The 24359-nt window shown below is 69.7% G+C and carries 23 protein-coding genes; 21 read left to right on the top strand and 2 right to left on the bottom strand.

The window, feature by feature from the left end; all coding sequences use genetic code 11:
• Window positions 1-7 precede the first annotated feature (7 nt).
• From pyrR to QM806_RS23840, 16 genes are all read left to right on the top strand, one after another.
• Window positions 8-637 carry a bifunctional pyr operon transcriptional regulator/uracil phosphoribosyltransferase PyrR gene (gene pyrR, locus QM806_RS23915; RefSeq protein ID WP_005572577.1) on the top strand — a complete coding sequence of 210 codons (630 nt, stop codon included), beginning with the start codon at window positions 8-10 and terminating at the stop codon, window positions 635-637.
• Window positions 638-1582 (top strand): aspartate carbamoyltransferase catalytic subunit, encoded by a 945-nt coding sequence (locus QM806_RS23910; protein ID WP_005572576.1) that lies wholly within the window; start codon window positions 638-640, stop codon window positions 1580-1582.
• Window positions 1579-2922 carry a dihydroorotase gene (locus tag QM806_RS23905; protein WP_064080202.1) on the top strand — a complete coding sequence of 448 codons (1344 nt, stop codon included), beginning with the start codon at window positions 1579-1581 and terminating at the stop codon, window positions 2920-2922. Before QM806_RS23910 ends, QM806_RS23905 begins: the two co-directional genes overlap by 4 nt.
• The gene (locus QM806_RS23900) at window positions 2919-3485 is read left to right on the top strand and encodes a PH-like domain-containing protein (protein ID WP_005569136.1); all 567 of its coding nucleotides are present in this window, start codon (window positions 2919-2921) and stop codon (window positions 3483-3485) included. Before QM806_RS23905 ends, QM806_RS23900 begins: the two co-directional genes overlap by 4 nt.
• Window positions 3482-4642: a glutamine-hydrolyzing carbamoyl-phosphate synthase small subunit gene (gene carA, locus QM806_RS23895; protein WP_005569135.1), complete on the top strand. Its 1161-nt coding sequence runs from the start codon at window positions 3482-3484 to the stop codon at window positions 4640-4642. The genes QM806_RS23900 and carA overlap by 4 nt, the downstream gene beginning before the upstream one ends.
• Window positions 4642-8010 carry a carbamoyl-phosphate synthase large subunit gene (gene carB, locus QM806_RS23890; RefSeq protein WP_265147488.1) on the top strand — a complete coding sequence of 1123 codons (3369 nt, stop codon included), beginning with the start codon at window positions 4642-4644 and terminating at the stop codon, window positions 8008-8010. The genes carA and carB overlap by 1 nt, the downstream gene beginning before the upstream one ends.
• Window positions 8007-8846, top strand: a complete 840-nt coding sequence (gene pyrF / locus QM806_RS23885) for an orotidine-5'-phosphate decarboxylase (RefSeq protein ID WP_265147489.1) — start codon at window positions 8007-8009, stop codon at window positions 8844-8846. Before carB ends, pyrF begins: the two co-directional genes overlap by 4 nt.
• Before the next feature lie 126 nt (window positions 8847-8972).
• Complete coding sequence (gene mihF / locus QM806_RS23880) at window positions 8973-9293, top strand: integration host factor, actinobacterial type (RefSeq protein ID WP_005262298.1); 321 nt, start codon at window positions 8973-8975, stop codon at window positions 9291-9293.
• Between the two features lie 8 nt (window positions 9294-9301).
• Window positions 9302-9925, top strand: a complete 624-nt coding sequence (gmk, locus tag QM806_RS23875; protein WP_043790960.1) for a guanylate kinase — start codon at window positions 9302-9304, stop codon at window positions 9923-9925.
• Window positions 9926-9966: 41 nt separating this feature from the next.
• Window positions 9967-10272: a DNA-directed RNA polymerase subunit omega gene (rpoZ, locus tag QM806_RS23870; RefSeq protein WP_005569129.1), complete on the top strand. Its 306-nt coding sequence runs from the start codon at window positions 9967-9969 to the stop codon at window positions 10270-10272.
• Between the two features lie 14 nt (window positions 10273-10286).
• Window positions 10287-11591, top strand: a complete 1305-nt coding sequence (gene coaBC / locus QM806_RS23865; RefSeq protein WP_064080201.1) for a bifunctional phosphopantothenoylcysteine decarboxylase/phosphopantothenate--cysteine ligase CoaBC — start codon at window positions 10287-10289, stop codon at window positions 11589-11591.
• Between the two features lie 132 nt (window positions 11592-11723).
• Window positions 11724-12938 carry a methionine adenosyltransferase gene (metK, locus tag QM806_RS23860; protein ID WP_005241739.1) on the top strand — a complete coding sequence of 405 codons (1215 nt, stop codon included), beginning with the start codon at window positions 11724-11726 and terminating at the stop codon, window positions 12936-12938.
• Between the two features lie 46 nt (window positions 12939-12984).
• A complete protein-coding gene (locus QM806_RS23855; protein WP_081276510.1) occupies window positions 12985-15003 on the top strand; it encodes a primosomal protein N' in 2019 nt (672 codons plus the stop codon).
• Between the two features lie 171 nt (window positions 15004-15174).
• Window positions 15175-16602, top strand: coding sequence for a rifampin monooxygenase (gene rox, locus QM806_RS23850; protein WP_283293068.1), 1428 nt, complete (start codon window positions 15175-15177; stop codon window positions 16600-16602).
• Between the two features lie 130 nt (window positions 16603-16732).
• Entirely contained in the window at window positions 16733-17389 is a 657-nt protein-coding gene (locus QM806_RS23845) for a PadR family transcriptional regulator (protein ID WP_054248884.1), read from the top strand.
• A 98-nt stretch (window positions 17390-17487) separates the two neighbouring features.
• Entirely contained in the window at window positions 17488-18465 is a 978-nt protein-coding gene (locus tag QM806_RS23840) for an esterase/lipase family protein (RefSeq protein WP_054248881.1), read from the top strand.
• A gap of 56 nt (window positions 18466-18521) precedes the next feature.
• Here QM806_RS23840 and QM806_RS41740 read toward each other — a convergent pair whose 3' ends face one another.
• The gene (locus QM806_RS41740) at window positions 18522-18761 is read right to left on the bottom strand and encodes a hypothetical protein (RefSeq protein ID WP_373418945.1); all 240 of its coding nucleotides are present in this window, start codon (window positions 18759-18761) and stop codon (window positions 18522-18524) included.
• Window positions 18762-18792: 31 nt separating this feature from the next.
• Here QM806_RS41740 and fmt point away from each other — a divergent pair, with 31 nt between their 5' ends.
• The 3 genes from fmt to QM806_RS23825 all read left to right on the top strand — a co-directional run bounded on the left by fmt (window position 18793) and on the right by QM806_RS23825 (window position 22126).
• Entirely contained in the window at window positions 18793-19716 is a 924-nt protein-coding gene (fmt, locus tag QM806_RS23835) for a methionyl-tRNA formyltransferase (RefSeq protein WP_054248885.1), read from the top strand.
• A complete protein-coding gene (locus QM806_RS23830; RefSeq protein ID WP_064080199.1) occupies window positions 19713-21140 on the top strand; it encodes an RsmB/NOP family class I SAM-dependent RNA methyltransferase in 1428 nt (475 codons plus the stop codon). Before fmt ends, QM806_RS23830 begins: the two co-directional genes overlap by 4 nt.
• A gap of 128 nt (window positions 21141-21268) precedes the next feature.
• The gene (locus QM806_RS23825; protein WP_005262287.1) at window positions 21269-22126 is read left to right on the top strand and encodes a mycofactocin-coupled SDR family oxidoreductase; all 858 of its coding nucleotides are present in this window, start codon (window positions 21269-21271) and stop codon (window positions 22124-22126) included.
• Between the two features lie 61 nt (window positions 22127-22187).
• Here the strand turns inward: QM806_RS23825 and QM806_RS23820 are convergent, their stop codons facing one another.
• Window positions 22188-22526, bottom strand: coding sequence for an MmcQ/YjbR family DNA-binding protein (locus tag QM806_RS23820; protein ID WP_005262286.1), 339 nt, complete (start codon window positions 22524-22526; stop codon window positions 22188-22190).
• A 58-nt stretch (window positions 22527-22584) separates the two neighbouring features.
• Here QM806_RS23820 and rpe point away from each other — a divergent pair, with 58 nt between their 5' ends.
• Together rpe and ribD are read left to right on the top strand one after the other, a co-directional pair.
• The gene (gene rpe / locus QM806_RS23815; RefSeq protein ID WP_005241758.1) at window positions 22585-23268 is read left to right on the top strand and encodes a ribulose-phosphate 3-epimerase; all 684 of its coding nucleotides are present in this window, start codon (window positions 22585-22587) and stop codon (window positions 23266-23268) included.
• 29 nt (window positions 23269-23297) lie between these two features.
• Complete coding sequence (gene ribD, locus QM806_RS23810) at window positions 23298-24350, top strand: bifunctional diaminohydroxyphosphoribosylaminopyrimidine deaminase/5-amino-6-(5-phosphoribosylamino)uracil reductase RibD (protein WP_169692908.1); 1053 nt, start codon at window positions 23298-23300, stop codon at window positions 24348-24350.
• Window positions 24351-24359: the final 9 nt, after the last annotated feature.

Here is a 24359-nt window from a genome sequence, read left to right as displayed (position 1 = left end):
TCGTTGTATGCGCGTGCCCGAAGGGTCTCGCCCCGCCGGGGAACCGGCGGATTCAACACCAGAGTCGTCCCCGTCCGTCGAACCCGCACGCGAGCTGCTGTCCGCAGCCGATGTGGGACGGACCATTGCGCGAATCGCGCACCAGATCATCGAGAAGACCGCGCTGGACGCCGCCGACGGTGACGCGCCGCGTGTCGTCTTGATCGGCATCCCCACCCGGGGCACGACGCTCGCAGCGCGCCTCGCCGGGAAGGTCGAAGAGTTCTCCGGGGTGCGCCCAGCGGTCGGCTCCCTCGACATCACCCTGTACCGCGACGACCTGCGCACCAAACCGCACCGCCCCCTCGAGCGCACGTCGGTGCCCGAGGGCGGTGTCGACAACACTCTGGTCGTGCTGGTCGACGACGTGCTGTTCTCCGGCCGCACCGTCCGCTCGGCACTCGACGCCCTCCGTGACCTCGGGCGGCCGCGCGCCGTTCAGCTGGCCGTCCTCGTCGACCGCGGTCACCGCGAACTGCCGCTGCGCGCCGACTACGTGGGCAAGAACGTGCCCACCGCCCGCACCGAGGACGTCAAGGTGCTCCTGAGCGAACACGACGGCCGCGACGCGGTCATGATCTCCGGGGGGAAGAGCTAAGTGAAGCACCTGTTGTCGATCGCGGACCTGACACGGGAATTGGCTGTCGAACTCCTCGACGAGGCCGAACGCTTCGAACAAGCCCTCCTCGGACGTGAGGTGCGGAAGCTCCCGACGCTGCGCGGCCGGACGGTCATGACCGTGTTCTTCGAGAATTCGACCCGGACCCGCGTGTCGTTCGAGGTCGCCGGGAAGTGGATGAGCGCGGACGTCATCAACGTCAGCGCCTCGAGTTCGTCGGTGTCCAAGGGCGAATCCCTCCGGGACACGGCGATGACGCTGCGCGCCGCCGGCGCCGACGCTCTGATCGTGCGCCACCCCGCGTCGGGTGCGGCCCACCAGATCGCGAAGTGGACCGGGCATCAGGACGACGGCGGCCCGGCGGTCGTCAACGCCGGCGACGGTACCCATGAACATCCCACCCAGGCGCTGCTCGACGCGCTCACACTGCGTCAGCGTCTCGGCGACATCGAGGGCAAGCGCATCGCCATCGTCGGCGACATCCTGCACAGCCGGGTCGCGCGGTCGAACGCACTGCTGCTGTCGATGCTCGGCGCCGAGGTGGTCCTCGTCGCGCCGCCCACGTTGCTCCCCGTGGGGGTGTCCACCTGGCCGGTGTCGGTGGCGCATTCGCTGGACGCGGAGCTTCCCGGCCTCGACGCCGTCCTCGTGCTGCGTGTGCAGGCGGAACGGATGAACGGTGGGTTCTTCCCGTCCCAGCGGGAGTACTCGATCAATTACGGCCTGTCGGAGAAGCGGCTCGCGCTGCTTCCCGAGCACGCGGTGGTGCTGCACCCAGGTCCGATGCTGCGCGGCATGGAGATCGCGTCGGCGGTGGCCGATTCGACGAGGACCGCCGTGCTGCAGCAGGTGACCAACGGTGTGCACATGCGGATGGCGGTGCTGTTCCGACTGCTGGTCGGAGCGGAGGAAGTTGCGGGATGAGTGACAGTGCAGTGACAGGAGAGACAGTGCTCATCAAGAACGTGTTGCTGTACGGCGAGGGCGAGCCCACCGACGTTCTGCTCGGTGACGGCGTCATCGTCGCGATCGGCGCGGACGCGGGCAAGGACAGCGCGCCGGACGTCGAGGTGATCGACGCGGCGGGGCAGATCCTGCTCCCCGGTTTCGTCGACCTGCACACGCACCTGCGTGAACCCGGCCGCGAGGACACCGAGACCATCGATTCCGGTTCGGCCGCCGCCGCGCTCGGCGGGTACACCGCGGTGTTCGCGATGGCCAACACCAGCCCGGTCGCCGATTCGGTGGTCGTCACCGATCACGTGTGGCGCCGCGGTCAGGAAGTCGGGCTCGTCGACGTGCACCCCGTCGGCGCCGTCACCGTCGGACTCGAGGGCAAGCAGCTCGCCGAGATGGCCACGATGGCGTCGGGGACCGGCCGGGTGCGGATGTTCTCGGACGACGGCCATTGCGTCTACGACCCGCTGATCATGCGCCGGGCGCTCGAGTACTCGAGTTCGCTCGGGGTGCTCATCGCGCAGCACGCGGAGGAACCGCGGCTGACCGTCGGCGCCGTCGCGCACGAGGGCCCCACCGCCGCCCGGCTCGGGCTCGCGGGCTGGCCGCGCGCCGCCGAGGAGTCGATCGTCGCCCGCGACGCGCTGCTCGCCCGCGACGCCGGGGCGCGGGTGCACATCTGCCACGCCTCCACCGCGGGCACCGTCGAACTGATGAAGTGGGCACGCGGCCAAGGCATTTCGATCACCGCCGAGGTCACCCCGCACCATCTGCTGCTCGACGACTCCAGGCTCGAGACGTATGACGCCGTGAACAAGGTGAATCCGCCCCTGCGGGAGGCGAGCGACGTCGCCGCGCTCCGGGCAGGACTGGCCGAGGGGATCATCGACTGCGTCGCGACCGATCACGCACCGCACGCCGAGCAGGACAAGTGCTGCGAGTTCGCGGCCGCCCGACCCGGAATGCTGGGTCTGGAGACCGCGTTGTCGATCGTCGCGCAGACGATGGTCCGCACGGGCCTGCTCGACTGGCGCGGCGTGGCCCGGGTGATGAGCGAGCGGCCCGCCGAGATCGTCGGGCTCGACGACCAGGGTCGCCCGATCGAGGTCGGCGAGCCCGCCAACCTCGTGCTGATCGACCCGGACGCCGAATGGACGGTCCACGGCCCCGATCTCGCCAGCGTCGCCCACAACACGCCGTACGAGTCGATGACACTGCCGGCGCGGGTGACCACGACGATCCTCCGTGGCCGGATCACCGCGAGCGACGGCCAGGCCCGCGTCCCGGTGCGGAACGGCAGGGGATGACGGTGGAGAGAATTCTGTGGATAGTCGGCCTCGTCGCGTTCTGGGCGCTGGCCATCTTCCTCATGTACATCGGGTGGCGCGGTCGTGCCCGCCGTCAGGCCGACCGGGTCGGGCAACTTCCCCCCGTGCCCGCGCACCTCGGCGAGCAGACGATCGCCCCGGCCACCGGACTGTATGTGGGCAGCACCCTGGCCCCGAGCTGGCAGGACCGGATCGCGGTCGGCGACCTCGGTTTCCGGGCGACGGGGGAAATCTCCCGATACGCGGCCGGGATCCTGCTCGAACGTGACGGGGCGTCGGCGATCTGGATTCCGCAGGACGCGGTCCGCGCCGTGCGCACCGAGCGCGGTCTCGCGGGCAAGGTCATGAGCAAGGACGGCGTCCTGGTGATCCGGTGGGAACTGCCGACGGGCACCGAGATCGACACCGGTTTCCGGAGCGACGACAAGTCCGTGTACCCCGCCTGGGTCAGCGCAGGGGAGCCGGACGGCAAGACAGACAGTGAAGATTCAGCGAATGCGGCGAGCTCTGGTGAGGTCGAGCAGAACGGAGAGAACGCATGAGCGGCTACGACACCGACTCTGCAGTACTGGTCCTCGAGGACGGTCGGATATTCCGGGGCACCACGTTCGGTGCCGTCGGCCAGACCCTCGGTGAGGCTGTCTTCAGCACCGGCATGACCGGCTATCAGGAGACCCTCACCGACCCCAGCTACCACCGCCAGATCGTCGTGGCCACCGCGCCGCAGATCGGCAACACCGGATGGAACGACGAGGACGACGAGTCCGTCGGTCCCACCGGCAGCAGCGCCGAGGCGAAGATCTGGGTCGCCGGGTACGTCGTCCGCGACCCCGCCCGCCGCACCTCCAGCTGGCGCGCCACCGGCTCCCTGCAGGACGAGCTGGTGAAGCAGGGAGTCGTCGGGATCGCCGGCATCGACACCCGCGCACTGGTCCGCCACCTGCGCACCCGCGGCTCCATGCGCGCCGGGGTGTTCTCCGGCGACGCACTGGCCGACACCGACGTGCTGCTCGACCGCGTGAAGAGCCAGCCGTCGATGCTCGGCGCGGATCTCGCCGGTGAGGTCAGCACCACCAGCGGTTACGTCGTCGAGCCGACCGGGGGAGAAGCGCGCTTCACCGTCGCGGCGATCGACCTCGGCATCAAGACCAACACCCCCCGCATGTTCGCCGAGCGCGGCATCCGGGTGCACGTGCTCCCGTCCAACGCGACGCTCGAGCAGATCCTCGACCTGAAGGCCGACGGCGTCTTCCTCTCCAACGGTCCCGGCGACCCGGCGACCGCCGACGGTGCCGTGCACCTCACGAAGGAAGTCATCGGGCAGGGCCTGCCCCTGTTCGGTATCTGCTTCGGCAACCAGATCCTCGGGCGGGCTCTGGGTCTCGGCACCTACAAGATGAAGTTCGGTCACCGGGGCATCAACATCCCGGTTGTCGAACACGAGACGGGACGCATCGCGATCACCGCGCAGAACCACGGGTTCGCGCTCGAGGGCGAGGCCGGGCAGGAGTTCGACACCCCGTTCGGCAAGGCCGTGATCAGCCACACCTGCGCCAACGACGGTGCCGTCGAGGGGGTCCGCCTGCTCGACGGATCCGCCTTCTCGGTGCAGTACCACCCCGAGGCCGCGGCGGGCCCGCACGACGCCGCGTACCTGTTCGACCGCTTCACCAGCCTGCTCGAGGGAGTCAAGAACTAATGCCACGCCGTACAGATCTCTCCCACATCCTGGTGATCGGCTCCGGGCCGATCGTCATCGGCCAGGCCTGTGAGTTCGACTACTCCGGAACCCAGGCCTGCCGGGTGCTGCGCGAGGAGGGCCTGCGGGTCAGCCTCGTCAACTCCAACCCGGCCACGATCATGACCGACCCCGAGTTCGCGGACGCCACGTACGTCGAGCCGATCACCGCCGAGTTCGTCGAGAAGGTCATCGCCCTCGAGGCCGAGAAAGGCCACCCGATCGACGCCGTCCTCGCGACCCTCGGCGGCCAGACGGCCCTGAACACCGCGGTGGCGCTGCACGAGCAGGGCATCCTCGAGAAGTACGACGTGGAGCTGATCGGCGCCGACTTCGACGCCATCCAGCGCGGCGAGGACCGGCAGAAGTTCAAGGACATCGTCGCGAAGGTCGGCGGCGAGTCCGCGCGCTCCCGGGTCTGCTACACGATGGACGAGGTCCGCGACACGGTCGCCGAACTGGGCTTCCCCGTCGTGGTGCGGCCGTCGTTCACGATGGGCGGCCTCGGCTCCGGCATGGCCTACGACGACGAGGACCTGACGCGGATCGCCGGCGGCGGTCTCGCCGCGTCGCCCACCGCCAACGTGCTGATCGAGGAGTCGATCCTCGGGTGGAAGGAATACGAGCTCGAGCTGATGCGCGACGGCCGCGACAACGTCGTGATCGTGTGCTCGATCGAGAACGTCGACCCGGTCGGCGTGCACACCGGTGACTCGATCACCGTCGCCCCCGCCATGACGCTCACGGACCGTGAGTACCAGGCGATGCGCGACCTCTCGATCGACATCCTCCGCGAGGTCGGCGTCGACACCGGTGGCTGCAACATCCAGTTCGCCATGGACCCCACCGACGGGCGCCTCGTCGTCATCGAGATGAACCCGCGCGTGTCGCGGTCCAGTGCGCTCGCGTCCAAGGCGACCGGCTTCCCGATCGCGAAGATCGCCGCGAAGCTCGCCATCGGCTACACCCTGGACGAGATCGTCAACGACATCACCAAGGAAACGCCGGCCTCCTTCGAGCCGACCCTCGACTACGTCGTCGTCAAAGCGCCGCGGTTCGCGTTCGAGAAGTTCCCCGGCGCCGACGACACCCTCACCACCACGATGAAGTCGGTCGGTGAGGCCATGTCCATCGGCCGCAACTTCACCGAGGCGTTCGGCAAGGTGCTGCGCTCGCTGGAGACCAAGCGGGCCGGGTACTGGACCGGACCCGACGTGGAGGCCACCGACCTCGACAGCCTCCTGACGGAACTGAGCATCCCCCGCGACGGCCGCGTCTACGGCCTCGAGAAGGCGTTCGCTCTCGGTGCCACCGTCGAGCAGCTGTTCGACGCCACGAAGATCGACCCGTGGTTCCTCGACCAGATCCTGCAGATCCACGAGCTCGGCGACGCGTTGCGTGAGGCGCCCGAGGTGACCGAGCGGGTATTGCGCCGCGCCAAGCACCACGGCCTGTCGGATCGGCAGATCGCGGCCCTGCGCCCCGAGATCGGCGGCGAGGACGCCGTCCGGGCGCTGCGTGAGCAGTGGAACGTCCACCCCGTGTACAAGACGGTCGACACCTGCGCCGCCGAGTTCGAGGCGAAGACGCCGTACCACTACTCCACGTACGAACTCGACCCGGCGGCCGAGTCCGAGGTGGCCCCGCAGACCGAGCGTCCGAAGGTCCTGATCCTCGGTTCCGGGCCGAACCGCATCGGTCAGGGCATCGAGTTCGACTACTCCTGCGTCCACGCCGCACTGACGCTGTCGGAGGCCGGCTACGAGACGGTGATGGTCAACTGCAACCCGGAGACCGTCTCCACCGACTACGACACCGCCGACCGCCTGTACTTCGAGCCGCTCACGTTCGAGGACGTGCTCGAGGTGTACCGGGCGGAGTCGCTGTCGGGCACCGTCGCCGGGGTGATCGTGCAGCTCGGCGGCCAGACCCCGCTGGGCCTGGCGAAGCGGCTGAAGGCTGCGGGTGTGCCGATCGTCGGCACCAGCCCGGAGGCGATCGACCTCGCGGAGGATCGCGGCGAGTTCGGCAAGGTGCTGGTCGAGGCCGGTCTGCCCGCTCCCAAGTTCGGCACCGCCACCACGTTCGCCGGGGCCCGCGAGATCGCGGCCGGTATCGGGTACCCGGTGCTGGTGCGCCCGTCGTACGTCCTCGGTGGCCGCGGCATGGAGATCGTCTACGACGAGGCGTCGCTGGAGAGCTACATCTCCCGCGCCACCGAGATCTCCGACGACCGGCCCGTCCTGGTCGACCGGTTCCTGGAAGACGCCATCGAGATCGACGTCGACGCGCTCTGCGACGGCTCCGAGGTGTACCTCGGCGGTGTGATGGAGCACATCGAGGAGGCCGGCATCCACTCGGGCGACTCGGCCTGTGCGCTGCCGCCGATCACCCTCGGCCGCGCCGACCTGGAGAACGTCCGCCGCTCCACGGAGGCGCTCGCCAAGGGCATCGGCGTCAAGGGCCTGCTCAACGTCCAGTACGCCCTGAAGGACGACATCCTGTACGTCCTGGAGGCGAACCCCCGCGCCAGCCGCACCGTGCCGTTCGTGTCGAAGGCGACGGCGGTGCAGCTCGCCAAGGCCTGCGCCCGCGTCATGCTGGGCGAGTCCATCGCCGATCTGCGTGCGAGCGGTGTGCTCCCGGCCACCGGCGACGGCGGTTCGACCCCGGCGGACGCCCCCGTCGCCGTGAAGGAGGCCGTGCTGCCGTTCAACCGGTTCCGGCGCGCCGACGGCACCGGGGTGGACACCCTGCTGAGCCCGGAGATGAAGTCGACCGGCGAGGTCATGGGCATCGACGCCGACTTCGGCACCGCGTTCGCGAAGAGCCAGACGGCCGCGTACGGCTCGCTGCCCACGTCGGGTTCGGTGTTCGTCTCCGTCGCCAACAAGGACAAGCGGTCGCTGATCTTCCCGGTCAAGCGTCTCGCCGACCTGGGCTTCCGGATCCTGGCCACCGAGGGCACCGCGGCGGTTCTCCGCCGGAACGGGATCACGTGCCAGGAGGTGCACAAGCACTCCGGTGAGAAGCTGGAGGCGGGTGAGCGCACCATCGTCGAGATGATCCGCGACGGCGAGGTCGACATGGTGATCAACACGCCGTACGGCAACTCCGGGCCGCGCGTCGACGGCTACGAGATCCGCAGCGCGGCCGTCGCCATGAACATCCCGTGCGTCACCACCGTGCAGGGTGCGTCCGCCGCGGTGCAGGGCATCGAGGCCGCGATCCGCGGCGACATCGGTGTCCAGTCGCTCCAGGCGCTGCACGAGCGGCTGCGGTCGCCCGCCGTGGTCGTGGCTCCCGCGACCGGGTCCGCGTCGTCGTGAGCGGACACCATCACCACCACTCCTGGGTGCATCGGCTGATGTCGGCGGTCGAGCACCGGGGGCGGTTGTGCGTCGGGATCGATCCGCATCCGGGACTGCTCGAGGCGTGGGGGCTGCCCGTCTCCGCCGAGGGGCTGGAGACGTTCGCGGAGATCTGCGTGGAGGCCTTCGTCGGTGAGGTGGCCGTCGTGAAGCCTCAGGTGGCGTTCTTCGAAGCGTACGGCTCCGCCGGGTACGCGGTGCTCGAACGCACCATTTCGGTCCTCAGAGAGGCAGGGACGCTCGTCGTCGCCGATGCCAAGCGCGGGGACATCGGGTCGACGATGGCGGCGTACGCGCAGTCCTGGCTGGGTGCGGAGTCGGCCCTGTCCTCGGATGCGGTGACGGTGTCGCCGTATCTGGGATTCGGGGCGCTCGACCCGGCGCTGTCGCTGGCGGCGGAGCAGGGCCGCGGGCTCTTCGTGCTGGCCCGGACGTCCAATGCCGAGGGCGGCGACCTGCAGGCGGCGCAGACCGCCGGGGGAGTGTCCGTGGCCCAGTCCGTGGTGGACGCGGCGGCCCGGCACAACGACGCGCAACCCGGTCTGGTGGGTCTGGTGGTGGGTGCGACACGCGGACACGGCCTGGATTTGTCGAATTTTTCCGGACCGATTCTCGCGCCCGGTCTCGGCGCCCAGGGCGCGACTCCCGGTGATCTCGCCGACATTTTTCCCGATTCTCGAAAACTGTTGTTGCCGAACAGTTCTCGTGGTGTTCTCGGTGCCGGACCGTCGGTGACGGCACTGCGTGAAGCGGCCGTCACGGTCCGCGACGAGATCGAGTCCGCACTCTCATAGCCCACCCGAATCCGGCTCTGACCTCGGGGGGTGGGTTCGCAATCGGCGCCGGGCGTGAGTACGGTCGCTATCGCTGCTGGTTATCCAGTGGTTTGGACTATTTGCCAACGACGAGACGGAGGAACCGTGGCCCTTCCCCAGTTGACTGATGAGCAGCGCGCTGCTGCTTTGGAGAAGGCAGCTGCTGCCCGCAAGGCCAGGGCTGAGCTCAAGGAGCGCCTGAAGCGTGGTGGCACCGACCTCAAGCAGGTTCTCAAGGACGCCGAGGACGACGAGATCCTGGGCAAGATGAAGGTGTCGGCACTGCTCGAGGCGCTGCCCAAGGTGGGCAAGGTCAAGGCGCAGGAGATCATGACCGAGCTGGAGATCGCTCCGACCCGTCGCCTCCGTGGCCTCGGCGATCGGCAGCGGAAGGCCCTGCTCGCCAGGTTCGACTTCGAGGCCTGAGCACGACAGTGGTAGCTGACGCACAAGTGTCAGAGAGTAAGACCGCAGTGCGGAGGGGTCGGCTGGTAGTACTGGCCGGCCCCTCGGCCGTCGGTAAGTCCAGCGTGGTGCGACTCCTGCGTGAACGGATGCCGGAGCTCGTCTTCAGCGTGTCCGCGACGACGCGCGACCCACGCCCGGGCGAGGTGGACGGCAAGGACTACCGGTTCACCTCTCGCGACGAGTTCCAGCGGATGATCGAATCCGGTGAGCTGCTCGAATGGGCCGAGATCCACGGCGGACTCCAGCTGTCGGGAACCCCGGCCGCACCGGTCCGCCGGGCGATCGAACAGGGCAAACCGGTGCTCGTCGAGGTCGACCTCGCCGGTGCGCGGGCCGTCCGCGCCGCGATGCCGGAGGCGCTGCTCGTCTTCATGGCGCCCCCGAGCTGGGACGTGCTGGTCGAGAGATTGACCGGCCGGGGCACCGAATCCGCCGACGTCGTGGAGCGGCGTCTCGCGACCGCGAGAGTCGAGCTGGAGGCGCAGGACGAGTTCGACGCGGTCATCGTGAACGAGGATGTCAGCCGATCGTGCGACGAGTTGGTATCCTTGTTGGTTGGACGACCGGAACAGTCCGAGTCGACCCACTAGATCTCACATCAACTAGCCAGAACTATTTCAGGAGATACCGAGTGAGCAGCACCCCCGCAGTAGCGTCCGCAACACCCAGCCACGGCGCCCTGCCGGCTTACGACACCCCGCTCGGCATCACCAATCCTCCGATCGACGAGCTTCTCGCTCGCACGTCGTCGAAGTACGCGCTGGTGATCTACGCGGCCAAGCGGGCGCGTCAGATCAACGATTACTACAACCAGCTCGGTGACGGCATCCTCGAGTACGTCGGACCCCTCGTGGAGCCGGGCCTTCAGGAGAAGCCGCTGTCCATCGCGCTGCGTGAGATCCACGCCGATCTTCTCGAGCACACCGAAGGCGAGTGAGCGGAGGATCTGCCGTGCCTGAACAGGCAGCGGGCCCGGTCTCCGGGCACGTGACGGATTCACCGGAACCGGTTCCCGCGGGGGCAGCGCGCAAGCGGATCGTGGTCGGTGTCGGCGGCGGCATCGCCGCGTACAAGAGCTGTGCCGTCATTCGGGCCTTCACGGAGGCCGGGCATCATGTGCGGGTCATCCCGACGGAGTCCGCGCTCGAGTTCGTCGGCAAGGCGACGTTCGAGGCGCTGTCGGGCAACCCCGTGCACACGGGTGTGTTCACCGACGTTCCGCAGGTTCCGCATGTTCGTCTCGGGCAGGAAGCGGATCTCGTCGTCATCGCGCCCGCCACCGCCGACCTCATGGCGCGCGCTGTGGCGGGACGCGCCGACGACCTCCTCACCGCGACGCTGCTCACCGCGCGATGTCCCGTGGTGTTCGCTCCCGCGATGCACACGGAGATGTGGGAGCACCCGGCCACCGTCGCGAACGTCGCCACGCTCCGCGCACGCGGCGTGACCGTCATCGAACCCGCATCCGGCCGCCTCACGGGCAAGGACACCGGCGCAGGCCGGCTGCCGGAACCCGACGAGATCGTCGGGTTGGCGTCGTTGCTGGTCGAGCGTTCCGACGCGCTGCCCCGTGATCTCGAGGGCCGGCGGGTCCTCGTGTCCGCGGGCGGCACCCGTGAACCGCTCGACCCGGTGCGGTTCCTCGGTAACCGCAGTTCGGGCAAGCAGGGCTACGCGATCGCCAGGCTCGCCGTGCAGCGCGGGGCCGAGGTCACCCTCGTCTCCGGCTACACCGCCGGCCTCGCAGACCCGGCCGCCGTCGACGTGGTGCACGTCCGCACGGCGGAAGACATGCGGGTGGCGGTCGCCAAGCACGCGCCCGGATTCGACGCCGTGATCATGGCCGCGGCAGTGGCCGATTTCCGGCCGTCGACGACGGTGGCGAGCAAGATCAAGAAGGGTGCGGGCGAGCCCGACTCGATCGCACTCACCAAGAACGAGGACATCCTCGCCGGCCTGGTGCAGTCCCGGCGGGACGGCGAGATCCCGTCGAAGACCGTGATCGTCGGATTCGCGGCCGAGACGGGCGACGCCGACGGCGACGTCCTCACGTACGCGCGGGCCAAGCTCGCGCGTAAGGGCTGCGACCTCCTCGTCGTCAACGCGGTCGGCGAGGGCAAGGCGTTCGAGGTCGACCACAACGACGGGTGGCTGCTCGGAGCCGACGGTTCCGAGTCCGCGCTCGAGCACGGATCGAAGGCGTTGATGGCGAGCCGGGTGCTCGACGCCGTCGACCAGCTGTTCCGGACGCTCTGACGGAACATCCGGCAGAGTTTCGGTGATTCGAAAGGTGTCACTCCCGCCGGGGTGGCGCTAGGGTCGTTCGCGGTATTACGCAGCTAAGCTGTTTTCAAGTGCTGTTCAGGACAACTGTCGAGAGGGAATTCTGTGAGCCAGTCCGGTAGTCGGCTATTCACCAGTGAGTCTGTGACCGAGGGGCACCCGGACAAGATTTGTGATGCGATCAGCGACTCCATCCTCGACGCGCTCCTCACCGACGACCCGCGCGCCCGCGTCGCCGTCGAGACACTCGTGACCACCGGACAGGTCCACGTCGCCGGCGAGGTCACGACCACCGCCTACGCCGACATCCCCAAGATCGTGCGCGACACCGTGCTCGAGATCGGGTACGACTCCTCGGCCAAGGGCTTCGACGGCAACTCCTGCGGCGTCAACGTCGCGATCGGCGCACAGTCCCCGGAGATCGCCCAGGGCGTCGACCACTCGCACGAGGTCCGCACCGGCGAACTGAGCGACGACGAAATCGACCGTCAGGGCGCAGGCGACCAGGGACTGATGTTCGGGTTCGCCACCACCGACACCCCGGAACTGATGCCGCTGCCGATCGCGCTGGCGCACCGCCTGTCGCGTCGTCTCACCGAGGTCCGCAAGTCCGGTGTCCTGCCGTACCTGCGCCCGGACGGCAAGACCCAGGTCACCATCGAATACGACGGCGACAAGGCTGTTCGCCTCGACACCGTGGTCATCTCGACGCAGCACGCCGCGGACATCGACCTCGACAACCTGCTGACCCCGGATCTGCGGGAAAAGGTTCTCGGATCGGTTCTCGCCGAAATCGACATGCCCGAACTCGACGTCTCGGACATCCGCCTGCTCGTCAACCCGACGGGCAAGTTCGTGCTCGGCGGCCCGATGGGTGACGCCGGCCTGACCGGTCGCAAGATCATCGTCGACACCTACGGCGGCATGGCCCGCCACGGTGGCGGCGCGTTCTCCGGCAAGGACCCCTCGAAGGTCGACCGGTCGGCGGCCTACGCCATGCGCTGGGTGGCCAAGAACGCGGTCGCGGCAGGCCTCGCGGACCGGATCGAGGTCCAGGTGGCGTACGCGATCGGCAAGGCGGCGCCGGTGGGTCTGTTCGTCGAGACGTTCGGTACCGAGAAGACGGATCCGGCGCGGATCCAGCAGGCGATCACCGAAACGTTCGACCTGCGACCCGGCGCCATCATCCGCGATCTCGACCTGCTGCGTCCGATCTACGCGCAGACCGCGGCCTACGGTCACTTCGGTCGCACCGACATCGACCTCCCGTGGGAGAGCATCGACCGGGCGGAGAAGCTGCGGGCAGCCGCAGGCCTCTGATCGGTAGTCACGGCGCGGCGGGCGCCGCTGCGGTAGGGGCCGCGGAGTGAGCGCGGAAAAGGTTGCGGCAGAAGTAGATCCGGTTGCCCGGGTGCTGCCGCTGCTTCCGCTTGCCCACCTCGACCGCGAATTCGACTATCTCGTTCCGAAGGACCTCGACGAGCAGGCGCAGCCCGGGGTCCGGGTGCGCATCCGGTTCGCCGGACGTCTCGTCGACGGGTTCGTCGTCTCCCGGAACGCGACCAGCGACCATCAGGGCCGTTTCGGCTGGCTCGAACGGGTGATCTCGCCCGAGCGGGTCCTGACCGAGGAGATCACCCGGGTGGTCGACCTCGTCGCCGGCCGATACGCGGGGACCCGCGCGGACGTCCTGCGACTCGCGATCCCGCCGAGACACGCCCGCGCGGAGTCCGAGGCCGCGTCCGAACCCTCCGAGGTGCCGGACATCGCGATCGAGACCGGCGCGTGGGACCGGTACGTCCACGGCGGCGCTTTCCTGACCGCACTGTCGGCGGAGCGTGCCCCGCGCGCGGTCTGGCAGGCACTCCCCGGCGAGGACTGGCCGGCGCGTCTCGCGGAACTGTCGGGGCTCGTGGCCGCCACCGGGGCGAGCACCGTCGTCGTCGTGCCCGATCAGCGCGATCTCGACCGCGTGGTCGCGGCGGTGGAGAAGCTGCTGGGCAAGGACGCGGTCGTCGGACTCGCCGCCGGTCTCGGTCCGGCCCTGCGCTACCGGCGCTGGCTGGCGGCGCTGCGCGGAACGGCAAAGGTCGTCGTCGGGACCCGGAGTTCGGTGTTCGCGCCGACGCCGCGCACCGGGCTGATCGTGGTCTGGGACGACGGGGACGACAACCATTCCGAGCCGCGCGCACCGTATCCGCACGCCCGCGAGGTGGCGCTGCTCCGCGCGTACGCCAGTGGCTGCGCGGTGGTACTGGCCGGACACGCGCGCACCGCGGAGGCGCAGGCGCTGGTCGACTCGGGGTGGGCGCACGACCTCGTGGCCTCCCGGGACTCGGTGCGGGCGGCCGCCCCGAAGATCACCGCACTCGCGGACAGCGACCACGCCCTGGCCCGCGATCCCGGCGCACGCGCCGCCCGGCTGCCCGCGATCGCGTTCGCGGCTGCCCGGGAGGCGCTCGGCGCCGGCCGCGGAGTGCTGGTCCAGGTGCCCCGGCGCGGCTACGTGCCCAGCCTCGCGTGCGGCAAGTGCCGGGCGCCCGCGCGATGCCGACGATGCAACGGACCTCTCGCGCTGCCGTCCGCGGCCGGCCCGGACGGGGCGGGGACCCCCGCGTGCCGGTGGTGTGGCGTCGCCGACGCTGCACACCGCTGCCACGCGTGCGGAGCGAAGGCGCTGCGGGCCGTCGTGGTCGGTGCCGGACGGACCGCCGAGGAACTGGGACGCGCGTTTCCCGGGGTCGCCGTCCGGATGTCGGGGGGCACGGACGTCGTCGACGAGGTGAAGGAGGGACCCACCCTCGTGGTGTCGACGGTCGGGGCCGAACCGGTGATGCCGGGCGGCTACGGCGCGGCGTTGCTGCTCGACGGCTGGGCGCTGCTGGGCCGTCCCGACCTGCGCGCCGCCGAGGAGACGCTGCGGCGGTGGATGACGGCGTCGTCACTCGTACGCCCGTTCGCCGAGGGCGGTCAGGTGGTCGTGGTCGCCGATTCGGGGATTCCGACCGTGCAGGCGTTGGTTCGCTGGGATCCGGTCGGTCACGCCCGTGCGCAGTACGAGGAGCGGGCGGAGGTCGGATTTCCGCCCGCCATCCACCTCGCGGCGATCGACGGCAGCGCGAAGGCGATCGCCGACCTCCTGGAGCTCGCCGATCTGCCGGCGAATGCGGAATTGCTGGGCCCGGTCGAGTTGCCGGCGGGGGAGCGGCTGCCGTTCACCGGCGATGCGCCGGAGCCGGCGGACGTGGAGCGGATGCTGATCCGGGTGCCCCGTGGCGAGGGAAAGCCGCTGGCCAAAGCGCTGGGAGAGGCGCAGTCGGTGCGCAGCGCGCGTAAGGACTCGCAGCCTGCCCGGGTCCAGATCGACCCCATTCGGATCGGCTAGTTCCGCCCCCCGGGGGGACACAAAAGGAATGGCAAGGAGGTAATCCACTCCCTGCCACTTTCACCATATAACGCACCGGGGGCCTTGCGGCAAGACCCCGGTCGTGCCGCAGAATCTCCCACCGAAGCCAGAACCTGCGGAAATCAGTTCGCGGCGTATGTGGGGGTCTTCGTGATTGACGTGATCGTTGCCGGCGGCGGACCGACCGGCCTGATGCTGGCCTGCGAGTTGCGGCTGCACGGCGTGCAGGTGCTCGTGCTGGAGAAGGAGGCCGAGCCGACCAGGCATGTCCGGTCGCTGGGCCTGCACGTGCGCAGCGTCGAGGTGATGGACCAGCGCGGTCTGCTGGAGCGATTCCTCGCGCTCGGCAAGCAGTACCCCGTCGGCGGCTTCTTCGCCGGTATCAGCAAGCCGCGGCCCGACCGGCTGGACACCGCACATCCGTACATCCTCGGCATCCCGCAGCCCGTCACCGAGCGCCTGCTGATCGAGCACGCCACCGAACTCGGCGTCGAGATCCGGCGTGGCTGCGAACTGGTCGGGCTGAGCCAGAACGAGGACGGGGTGACCGCCCTGCCGACCGACGGGACACAGCTGCGCGCGCGCTACCTCGTCGGTTGCGACGGCGGCCGCAGCACGGTGCGCAAGCTGCTGGGCGTCGGCTTCCCCGGCGAGCCGACCCGGGTCGAGTCGCTCCTGGGCGAGATGGAGGTGGCCGCGCCACCGGAGACGCTGGCCGCCGTGGTGGCCGAGGTCCGCAAAACCCACAAGGGGTTCGGCGCCGGGCCCTCCGGGGACGGGGTGTACCGCGTCGTCGTGCCCGCCGAGGGGGTGGCCGAGGACCGGTCGGTCCCGCCGACCCTCGAGGAGTTCAAGCAACAGCTGCGGGTGTTCGCCGGCACTGACTTCGGCGTGCACTCACCGCGGTGGCTGTCCCGCTTCGGCGACGCCACCCGACTGGCCGAGCGTTACCGGGTCGGCCGGGTGTTGCTGGCCGGCGACGCGGCGCACGTCCACCCACCGCTGGGCGGGCAGGGCCTCAACCTCGGCGTCCAGGACGCGTTCAATCTGGGCTGGAAACTGACCGCCGAGATCAACGGCTGGGCACCGGAGGGGCTGCTGGACAGCTACCACACCGAACGGCACCCGATAGCCGCCGACGTGCTGAACAACACCCGCGTGCAGTCCGAGCTGCTGTCCACCGAGCCGGGTCCCCAGGCGGTGCGCCGGCTGCTGTCGGAACTGATGGACGTCGAGGAGGTGAACCGGTACCTGACCGAGAAAGTCACCGCGATCGGTGTCCGCTACGACTTCGGTGAGGGGCACGAACTGCTCGGCCGACGGCTGCGCGACATCGGGCTGAAGCGGGGACGCCTCTACGAGCTGATGCATGGTGGCCGCGGATTGCTGCTCGACCAGACCGGCCGGCTTTCGGTGGCGGGCTGGGCAGACCGGGTCGACCACGTCGTCGACGTCAGCGAGGAACTGGACGTGCCCGCGGTGCTGCTGCGGCCGGACGGCTACGTGGCATGGGTCGGGGGAGACCAGCAGGATCTGGTCGGCCAACTGCCCAGGTGGTTCGGCGCGGCCGCCGGCTGAGCGCGAACACCTCCGGCCACAGCGCCCTTCGGGTACGGGGCCGACTTGACGACCGTCACAGAAGGGGCCTTGTCGAGTTCTAATTGACGATATATCGTTGATGCATCAGCGATACAGAAGGAGGCTGATGATGGAAGACTTCCATTTCGAACACAGGGGTCCCCGACGGGACCGATTCACACGCGAACGGACGGGACGGCCCGAGGGGCCCCACCGTCACGGACACCGGCGAGGCCGCTTCGGCCCCGAGGGCGATCCCGGCTTCGGTCCGGGAATGCACTTCGGGCGCGGACGCGGACGGGGTGGCAGGGGACGGCGCGGCGATGTCCGCTCCGCGATCCTGCTGCTGCTCACCGAGGAGCCGATGCACGGCTACGAGCTGATTCAGCAGATCGTCGAACGCAGCGACGGGGTGTGGAAGCCCAGTCCCGGTTCGATCTACCCCGCGCTGTCACAGCTCGAGGACGAGGGTCTGGTGCTCATCGAAAAGGTGGCGGGCCGCAAGACCGCACGCCTGACGGACGAGGGCAAGGCCTTCGTCGAAGCGAACAAGACCGAACTCGGCACCCCGTGGGACGACGTGCGGGAGAGTGTCGGCCAGCCCGCCGAGGACCTGCGGGGTCTGATCGGGTTGCTGATGGGTGCCGCGGGTCAGGTCGCCGCGGTCGGTGACGACGACCAGGTCCGGCGTGCCGGCGAGATCCTCACCGACGCGCGGCGCGCGATGTATCGCCTTCTCGCCGAAGACGATCAGAGCGAAGCCGGTAAGGATGACACCGACTCCTAGGGCGCCACGGCTCACCGCGGGCCCGCCGACTCGACGCGACAGCGCGTGCACATTCTGGGAAGGTTCACAGAAATGTCACGGCGAAGTCGGGAGAGATCATGAGGTTTCGGGGTGCCGGTGCGGTCGTCACGGGTGTCGTCCTGCTGATGTCCGGCGCAGTGTCCACCGCCCACGCGGACGACGCCTCACCGCCCCAGCCCGTCGTGCCCACCACGGCCGGGCTTCCTCAGAACGGCCGTAGTGCCGCCGCCGCGTATGCGCACGAGCACCCGGACAGCGCACCCGCGGGATCGAACGACTTCTCCTGCACACCCTCCCCGGACCACCCGGAGCCGGTGGTGCTCGCGCACGGCACCGACGCAAGCGCCTACGCGGACTGGGCCGCCCTGTCGCCCATGCTCGCCGCGGACGGCTACTGCGTGTTCGCGCTCAACTACGGCGGAGCGCCGGGTGCCGATTCCTACGGCACCGAGGACATCGTCGCGAGCGCGGAGGAGTTCGGCCGGTTCGTCGACCGGGTCCGCGACGCGACCGGCGCCGACAAGGTCGACACCGTCGGATACTCGCAGGGTGCCAACGTCACGCGGTACTACGTCAACAAGCTCGGCGGCGCCCCGTTCGTCGACGACTGGGTCGGACTGGCGTCGCCCAGCTACGGGGGAGTGATGTACGGCCTCGTTCCGATCGTGCAGGCACTTCCCGGAGGACCTGACTTCGCCCGCACGGTGACGTCGGTGGCCGTCAGCCAGCAGATGCAGGGCTCGCCGTTCATGAACGCCCTCAACGCGGGCGGTGACACCGTGCCCGGCGTCGCGTACACGACCATCGGGTCCCGGTACGACGAAATGATCCAGCCGTACACGAACATGGCGCTCCGCGGCGCCGGGGCCGACAACATCCTGATTCAGGATCGATGCCCCCAGGACGGCACCGGACATTTCCAGGCGCCCTACGATCCGTTCGCGCTCGACCTCGTCCGTGCGGCACTCGACCCGGACGCGACTCTGCTGGCTCGCTGCGAGTTCGTCCCGGTCGGCGCGGGTATTCCGCAGGTAATTCTCGACAGCAACAGATAGACCCACAACGAAGCGGGGAGCCGTGCGCTGCACGGCTCCCCGCTTCTGTGTGTGTGTTACTCCGCCAGTGTCGCGACGGCCTGCGCCCAGAGGAAGTACTTGTTGGTGCCGAGGTTCTTCACGGTCTTGATGTCGAATGCGGCCGCGAGGTGTTCGGCGTCGGAATCGCTCACGCCTTGCAGGGCGGCGACGACAGTTCGCCGAGTGTTACGGCCTGGGTCCGACTCCCTAGACTGGTCGGCACATCGTCGATCAAAGGGGAGCTTTCTTCGTGAGTATCGTTTCGGCCCGCGCAGCGGTCCACCGTCCGTTGTGTGGGTCGCCGACGTGCGCATAGTCTTCGCCGGAACCCCCGAGCCCGCCGTTCCCTCGCTCGAACGCTTGATCCGTTCGCCGCGCCACGACGTCGTGGCGGTGATCACCCGCCCGGACGCAGTCGCAGGCCGCGGACGGAAGGTGGTCCGTTCACCGATCGGTGAACTCGCCGACTCGAACGGCATCGAGGTGCTGACTCCCGAGCGGCCCTCGGAACCGGAATTCCTCGCACGTCTCGCCGACCTCGCCCCCGACTGCGCGCCCGTCGTCGCCTACGGGGCGCTGCTGCCGCAGAAGGTCCTCGACATCCCGGCGCACGGCTGGGTGAACCTGCACTTCTCGCTGTTGCCGGCGTGGCGCGGGGCCGCTCCGGTGCAGGCCGCGATCGGTGCGGGTGACGACATGACCGGTGCGAGCGCGTTCCGGCTCGAGGCGGGGATGGACACCGGGCCGGTCTACGGGGTGGTCACCGAGGGGATCCGCGACACCGACACCGCCGGGGATCTCCTGGGGCGCCTCGCCGACAGCGGTGCGGTCCTCCTGGAGTCGGTTCTCGACGGGATCGAGGACGGCGCGATCAGCGCGGTCCCGCAGTCGGCCGACGGGGTGTCGCACGCGCCCAAGGTGACCGTCGAGGCGGCCCGGATCCGTTGGGACAGAACAGCTGCCGTGGTGGACCGGCACGTCCGGTCGGTGACCCCCGCGCCCGGCGCCTGGACCACGATCGGCGATCTGCGCGTCAAGGTCGGCCCCGTCACTCCGACGGAGGAGCGACTGGAGCCGGGGGAGATCTCCGTGACCAGGTCCGGATTCCTGATCGGCACGTCCACGGTGGCGGTGCGGCTCGACCGCATCCAGCCGCAGGGCAAGAAACAGATGGCCGCCCTGGACTGGGCGCGAGGCGCACGACTCGACGCGGAGGTACGGGCACAGTGAGCGAATCGAGAAGGCCCGCACGTCGCGGCCAGTCCGGCTCGGGGGCCCGCAACAACCGTCCCCGCCAGGCGCGCCGCCCCGACGCATCGCAGTCCGGTCTCGATCAGCCGAGGCTGGCCGCGAGGGACGTGCTGCGTGCCGTCCGGGAGCGCGACGCCTACGCCAACCTGGTGCTACCCGGACTGCTGCGTGAGCGGCGCCTGGACGGACGTGACGCCGCCCTCGCCACGGAACTGGCGTACGGCGCCGCCCGCGCCCGTGGGCTCCTCGACGCCGTGATCGCCGACTGCGCCGGCAGGCCGATCGCCGAGATCGACGGACCGCTCCTCGACGTCCTCCAGCTGGGCGCCTACCAGCTACTCCGTACCCGCGTCGCCCCGCACGCCGCCGTCGCCACCTCCGTCGATCTCGTGCGCGCGGAGGCCGGTCCGGGGAAGGCGGGCTTCGTCAACGCCGTGCTCCGCCGGGTGTCGGAGCGGTCCGAGACGGAATGGGTGGAGCGCCTCGCCCCGGCCGATCCGGTGGGGCGGCTGGCGTTCGCGCACGCGCATCCCGCGTGGATCGCCCAGGTGTTCGCCGACGCGCTCGGTGCCGACGCCGGGGAACTCGAGGATGTCCTCATGGCCGACGACGCCCGGCCGGCGGTGCATCTCGTCGCCCGCCCCGGGGAGATCTCGGCGGAGGAACTCGCGCTCGCCACCGGCGGCGAGGTGGGGCGGTACTCGCCGTACGCGGTCTATCTGGACGGCGGCGACCCGGGGCTGCTCGACGCCGTCCGCGAGGGGCTCGCCGGAGTACAGGACGAGGGCAGTCAGCTCGTCGCCCGGGCGCTGTCGCTGGCACCGCTGGACGGCCCGGACGCGGGCCGGTGGCTCGACCTCTGCGCGGGCCCGGGCGGCAAGGCTGCCCTGCTCGGCGCCCTCGCCGGAATCGAGGGCGGACGCCTCGACGCCGTGGAGCCGGTGGCGCACCGTGCGGACCTGATCCGCAAGACGACGAAGGAACTGCCGGTCGACGTGCACGTCGCCGACGGGCGGGATCCCGGGTTGGAGGGCGGGTACGACCGGATCCTGGTCGACGCGCCGTGCACCGGACTGGGTGCGCTGCGCCGACGTCCGGAGGCCCGGTGGCGCCGCCAGCCGTCGGATGTGGCGGGTCTGGCGAAGCTGCAGCGGGAACTCCTGGCGTCGGCCGCTCGGCTGGTTCGTCCGGGTGGCGTGATCCTCTACGCGACGTGTTCACCACATCTGTCCGAGACGGTGGCCGTGGTCGCGGACGCGGTGCGCCGCTACGGGCTCACGGCGCTGGACACGCGTGAACTCGTACCCGGTGTGCCGGAGCTGGGTGACGGTCCGGGCGTCCAGCTCTGGCCGCACCGGCACGGCACGGACGCGATGTTCATGGCCGCGTTGCGCAAGCCGTAGGGCGGCCGCTCCCCGCTACCTGGACATCTGCCCGACTTTCGGTAGAACCTGTTTCACTTTTGTGTGAAACGTGTTCTAATTCTTCTCGCGACAGAGACGTACGTCACGAAGCGAGTGGAGGACTTCAGATGAATCGGGTAGCGGGGAAGGTCGTTCTGATCACGGGAGCGGCGCGGGGTCAGGGTCGTAGTCATGCAGTGCATCTCGCCGACGAGGGCGCCGACATCATCGCCTTCGACCTCTGCGAGGACATCGCATCGAACGAGTACCCGCTGGCGACCGAGGCCGACCTCGAGGAGACGGGACGGCTCGTCGAGAAGGCGGGGCGCCGGGTCGTCACCGCCAAGGTGGACGTGCGTGACCGCGCGGCACTGCAACGCGAACTCGACGCCGCGGTCGCGACGCTGGGACGGCTGGACGTCGTGGTCGCCAATGCGGGAATCGCGCCCCTCGGGAACGACGTGCCCGTCGAGGGATTCGTCGATGCGTTCGACGTCGACTTCGTCGGAGTGATCAACACGATTCACTCGGCCCTTCCGCACCTGGACGCCGGTGCGTCGATCATCGCGACGGGATCGGTGGCCGGGCTGGTCCCGCAGACGGGCCTGAACGGTCAGCAGGCCCTGCAGGGGCCGGGCGGTGACGGCTACGGGCTCGCGAAGAAGATGCTGTGGACGTACACCAACTCGCTCGCGCTCACCCTGGGCCCGAAGTCCATCCGCGTCAACGCGATCCACCCCACCAACTGCAACACGGACATGCTGCAGAGCCCTCCGATGTTCCGCACGTTCCGCCCCGACCTCGAGAACCCGACCGCCGAGGACGCGAAAGTCACGTTCCCGTTCATGCAGGCGATGCCCACCCCGTGGGTCGAGCCCGAGGACATCTCGCACGCGGTGGTGTTCCTCTCGTCCGACGAGTCCCGGTTCGTCACCGGTCAGCAGCTCCGCGTCGATGCGGGGGCGGGCCTCAAGCTCGGCGTCTGACGCCGATCCGATGAGGGTCCGGGCCGGTGTGCGGGCGCCGCCCGGGCCCTCGCCTTTCTCGTCAGGTCTGGTCGAACCGCTTGCGCAGCTTCGCCGGTGCCTTGATCCGCCAGGCGTCCTGCAGCAGCTCGGTCAGCTGCGCGACGTCGACACTCTCGAGGTCGACGAGGATCGAACCGTGACCGTCGTAGTGCGGAGTGGTGTAGAACGGCGCGCCCTGGGCCAGTAGCGCCGCCTTCTCGTCGAGGTCGCACATCACCACCAGGCCCCCGTCCGACTCGGCCCGCAACCGGGCGAGCAACGTGCCCGCCACCTTCAGCGCCGGAGTGCGGTACGACGTGCTCTCCTGCACCTCCGGCAGGGACGCACCGATCGCCACGACGTCCGTCCAGGTCGGCATGAGCTCAGTATGGACCGCGGGATCCGGCCCCGGCACGCGTACGACTAAACTGCGGCGCGTGGCAACCCCGATGATCGCACCGTCCATTCTGTCTGCCGATTTCGCGCGTCTCGCCGAGGAGGCGGACGCGGTCGCCGGTGCCGACTGGCTGCACGTCGACGTGATGGACGCACATTTCGTGCCCAACCTGACGCTCGGCCTGCCTGTCGTGCAGAGCCTGCTCGCGGCGACGGACATCCCGCTCGACTGCCATCTCATGATCGACGACCCCGGCCGCTGGGCGCCGCCCTACGCGGAGGCGGGCGCGCACAACGTCACGTTCCACGCGGAGGCGACCGACGACCCGCGGTCCGTGGCCCGGGACATCCGCGCCGCCGGCGCCAAGGCCGGTCTCAGCGTCAAGCCCGGCACGCCGATCGAGCCGTACCTCGAGATCCTGAAGGACTTCGACACGCTTCTCGTCATGAGCGTCGAGCCCGGCTTCGGCGGTCAGTCGTTCATCCCCGAGGTGCTGTCGAAGGCGAAGGCCGTCCGCAGGCTCGTCGACTCGGGTGAGCTGAGGCTGGTCGTGGAGATCGACGGCGGCATCAACGCCGACACCGTCGAGGCCGCTGCCGAGGCGGGCGTCGACTGCTTCGTCGCCGGGTCTGCCGTCTACGGCACGAGCGATCCCGCGGAGGCCGTGCGTGCCCTGCGCGCCAGCGCGGCCAAGGCGTCACCGCACCTGAGTCTGTCGCGGTAACGGCGCTCCGGCACATCGTGAACTCTCACGTGCGGCACGAGAATTCGGCTGCGGATCTCGACGCCGCGATGCAGATCGCCATCGGTGCCGCGGAGTCGGCGCGCGGATTCACCAGCCCCAATCCGGCGGTCGGCGCGGTGGTCCTCGACTCCGCGGGGCGCATCGCCGGTGTCGGGATGACGCAGCCTCCCGGCGGTCCGCACGCGGAGGTCGTCGCACTGCGGGAGGCGGGTGACGCCGCCCGCGGCGGCACCGCCGTCGTCACGCTGGAACCGTGCAACCACCACGGCCGGACCGGGCCGTGTTCGCAAGCGCTCCTCGATGCCGGTGTGATCGCGGTGCACTATGCGGTGGGCGATCCGAACCCCGAGGCCGCGGGCGGCGCGGAAACCCTCGTCTCGGCGGGGGTCGAGGTCACGTCCGGGCTGCGGGCCCAGGACGTCGAACGCGGGCCGCTCCGGGCCTGGCTGCACCGGCAGCGCACCGGACGGCCACACGTCACCTGGAAGTACGCGGCCACCCTGGACGGGCGCAGCGCCGCCGCCGACGGCACCAGCCAGTGGATCACCGGACCCGAGGCCAGGGAACGCGTCCACGCCGACCGGGCGAAACTCGACGCGATCGTGGTCGGCACCGGGACGGTGCTGGCCGACGACCCCCGGCTGACCGCCCGGATGCCCGACGGATCGCTCGCCGCTCACCAGCCGGTGCGCGTCGTCGTCGGACTCGGCGACATCCCGGCGGACGCGCGGGTCCTCGACGACTCCGCGCCCACCCTGCTGCTGCGCACGCGCGACGTGGACGAGGTCCTCGCCGCACTCGCCGAGTACACCGATGTGTTGCTCGAGGGCGGGCCCCGGCTGGCGGGCGCGTTTCTCGCCGCTGGCCGGGTCGACCGCATCCAGGCGTACCTCGCCCCGCTGGTCCTCGGCGCCGGCACGCCCGCGGTCGCGGAGGCGGGTGTGCACACGATCGACGGCGCGCTGCGGTTCCGTCACGAGTCGGTCGAAACAATCGGCCCCGATTTGTTGTTGAGTCTGGTTCCAGCAGTGTCCGAAAACCCTGACAGCCCCCAAACGTAGGAGAAGCCA

The sequence above is a fragment of the Rhodococcus sp. IEGM 1351 genome, from assembly GCF_030056875.1.
GTDB classification, from domain to species: domain Bacteria; phylum Actinomycetota; class Actinomycetes; order Mycobacteriales; family Mycobacteriaceae; genus Rhodococcus_F; species Rhodococcus_F opacus.
The sequence above is the reverse complement of the archived record's forward strand: the minus strand, read 5'-3'. Positions and strand labels throughout refer to the sequence as shown.